Here is a 2,082-nt window from a genome sequence, read left to right on the forward strand (position 1 = left end):
CGAGGGCGGCGTCGTTCTGCGGGGCGATGGGGGCGACGAACACCGCGTCCGCGCCGAGCGCCTCCGCTTCGCGCGCCTGCTCGACGGCGCCCGCCGTCCCGAGGGCGCGGACCCCGACCCAGACCGAGAGGCGCCCGCCGGCCTGGTCGACGACCGCTTCGACGACGGCGCGGCGTTCCGCGCCGGACAGCTTGTGCGCCTCGCCGAGAAACCCGAGGATGGCGACGCCGTCGGCGCCGACGTCGACCATGAGGTCGATCGAGCGGCGCAGGCTCGCGAGGTCGAGGGCGCCGTCCTCGAGGAACGGCGTGGGGAGGATCGGGTTGACCCCCCGTAACGGTGCGTGCGTGGCCATGGGGCCACCTCCTCCCGCCGCGGGCGTTCGGGCGTCGTCGTCCGCGCGTCGTGTGGGCGGATGCTACCCCGCGCCGCGCTGCGCGCCGCGTCGGCCGCGCGGGCCACGACGCGGGGCGCGACGCGGGGTGGGTTGGCAGCGGGGACAGAAATGCGACGAGCGGCCGGCGAGCACCCGGCGTTCGAGGGGCGCGCCGCACCGGGGGCAGGGGTCGCCCTCGTGCCCGTACGCGTCGAGCTGCGCGAGGTACGCGCCGACCTCGCCGTTGACCGTCCGGTAGTCGTTCAACGTCGTGCCCTGCGCGCGGATGGCGGCCTCCAGCACGTCCCGGATGGCGCCGTGGAGCGCCTCGATCGTGCCGCCGTCGCGCGCGACGCGCTTCGCGGGGGTGGCGGGGTGCACCCGCGCGCGCCAGAGCGCCTCGTCGGCGTAGATGTTGCCGAGCCCCGCGACCGGTTTCTGGCTCAACAGCAGCGTCTTGATCGCCACCTCGCTGCGCCGAAGCGCCGCGCGGAAGCGGCGGGGCGTGAAGGCGTCCGACAGCGGTTCGGGGCCGAGGTTCGCGAGGGTCGGGAGTCGCGACGGGTCGCCCCCGGGCAACACCAGGCACCGCCCGAAGCGACGCACGTCGCGGAAGTGCACGACCGGGTCGGGGCCGGCGTCGAGGACGAGGCGAGCGCGTTCGTGGGCGGGGGGCGGCGTCGCGGAGAGGATGCCGGTCATGCCGAGGTGGATCACCAGCACGTCGCGGGCGTCCGCCGGGTCGTCGCGCCCGGGGTGGATCAACGGGAAGACCAGGAACTTGCCGCGCCGGTCGACCGCCGCGATGCGTTGCCCCTGCGCGAGCGGCAGGTCGGCGTACTTGGGGCCGGCGGGCGCGTCGACGCGGCGCGCCTCGAGGATCGTGCGCCCCGTCAGCCAGGGGGCCAGCTCCCGCCGGACGGTTTCGACCTCAGGCAGTTCGGGGATAGGTGATCGTTCCCTCGTACAGCGCCCGACCGACGATGGCGCCGTCCAGGCCCAGGCGTTCGTACGTCGCGACGTCCGCGTCGCGCGCGACGCCGCCCCCCGCCCACAGGCGGTGGGGGAAGGCGGCGCGCATCGCGGCGACGGGGGCTTCGTCGACGCCCTGCAGGGTGCCGTCGCGCACGACGTCGGTGTAGATCATGCGGGTCACGCCGCGCGCGGCCATGTCGGCCGCGACGTCGGTCGCGAGGACGTCGCGGACGTCGCGCCACCCGCGGACCGCGACGCGGCCGTGCTTCGCGTCGAGGCTGACGACGACGCGCTCCGCGCCGTGCTCGCGGACGAGGGCGTCGACGAGGTCGGGGTCGTCGATGGCGGCGGTGCCGAGCACCACCCGGTCGACCCGGGTGAGCCAGGCGTCCGCGGCGGCGCGGCTGCGGACGCCGCCCCCGATCTCGCTGCCGACCCCCGCGCGGGCGGCGGCGTCGGCGATGGCGGCGGCGTTGTCGCCGCGCTCGAGGGCGGCGTCGAGGTCGACGAAGTGGATCGTGGTCGCGCCGAGCGACGCCCAGTGGGCCGCGGCGTCGGTGGGGGCGTCGTAGTACGTCGTGGCGCGCGCCGGGTCGCCGCCCTCGAGGCGGACGGCGCGTCCCCCGAGGACGTCGACGCAGGGAACGATCTCGAACATGGGGGCATGCTACCCGTCCGGTTCGTCGTCGCGGTTCGTCGTCGCGGTTCGTCGCCGGTTGACGCGACGCGGA

Annotated in this window: 3 protein-coding genes; all 3 read right to left on the reverse strand. The window is 76.1% G+C overall.

All coding sequences use genetic code 11. From position 1 onward, the window contains the following. Nucleotides 1–355 (reverse strand): dihydrodipicolinate synthase family protein (locus RI554_04500; protein MDR9391270.1); only part of this gene is annotated, 355 nt, incomplete at its 3' end. 63 nt (nt 356–418) lie between these two features. Continuing rightward, on the reverse strand, nt 419–1,324 hold the full coding sequence (gene mutM / locus RI554_04505) for a bifunctional DNA-formamidopyrimidine glycosylase/DNA-(apurinic or apyrimidinic site) lyase (GenBank protein ID MDR9391271.1): 906 nt from the start codon (nt 1,322–1,324) through the stop codon (nt 419–421). After that, nucleotides 1,308–2,009, reverse strand: a complete 702-nt coding sequence (locus RI554_04510; protein ID MDR9391272.1) for a 1-(5-phosphoribosyl)-5-[(5-phosphoribosylamino)methylideneamino] imidazole-4-carboxamide isomerase — start codon at nt 2,007–2,009, stop codon at nt 1,308–1,310. The genes mutM and RI554_04510 overlap by 17 nt, the downstream gene beginning before the upstream one ends. Nucleotides 2,010–2,082: the final 73 nt, after the last annotated feature.

The sequence above is a fragment of the Trueperaceae bacterium genome (assembly GCA_031581195.1).
GTDB lineage: Bacteria > Deinococcota > Deinococci > Deinococcales > Trueperaceae > SLSQ01.

What these genes read in the sequence shown, in the direction of transcription:
- RI554_04510 (MDR9391272.1), bottom strand. Translation starts at nt 2,009, where the DNA reads ATGTTCGAGATCGTTCCCTGCGTCGACGTCCTCGGGGGACGCGCCGTC.